Source organism: Herbaspirillum sp. B65, assembly GCF_000333555.1.
GTDB lineage: Bacteria > Pseudomonadota > Gammaproteobacteria > Burkholderiales > Burkholderiaceae_D > Herbaspirillum > Herbaspirillum rubrisubalbicans.
This window is the reverse complement of record NZ_BADI01000614.1, coordinates 1-444: the sequence shown is the minus strand read 5'-3', so window position 1 is coordinate 444 and position 444 is coordinate 1. Positions and strand designations below refer to the sequence as shown.

Below are 444 nucleotides of genomic sequence, written 5' to 3'. Positions count from 1 at the left end.
GATCTAGCAATCATCCGGGCAGCACGTGCCGGAGATGCCCAGGCGCAACTGAGCCTGGGCCAGCGTTACCTGTTTGGCGGCAACGGTTTGCCGCAAAGTCCGGGCACCGCATGGCACTGGCTGGAGCGGGCTGCCCGCCAGGGCTTGGCCGATGCCTGGATGCTCATTGCCCGGCATATTCCCTATGAAGTTGTGAGCCAGCTGGGCAAGCCGCACGAAGCTGCGCAATGGTACGAGCGCGCCTTCGAGGCGGGTGCCACGCGCGCTGGTCTGACCTTGGCGCGCCTGGTCCTGGAACATCCGGTCGGCGTGGCGGCGGCCAGTCCCGAGCAGAAGAGCCGCGCGCTGCGCGCGCTGGAAACGGTGGCAGCGGAGGGCGATCCGGATGCCCAGTGGCTGCTGGCGCGTCAGGGCGAACGCATGCTGGCCCCGGCAGCAGCATCT

1 pseudogene is annotated in these 444 nt (G+C 68.2%); it reads left to right on the top strand.

Going from position 1 to position 444, the window contains the following annotated elements:
- Window positions 1-444: pseudogene (locus I5W_RS14470) on the top strand (SEL1-like repeat protein); the annotation flags it as partial.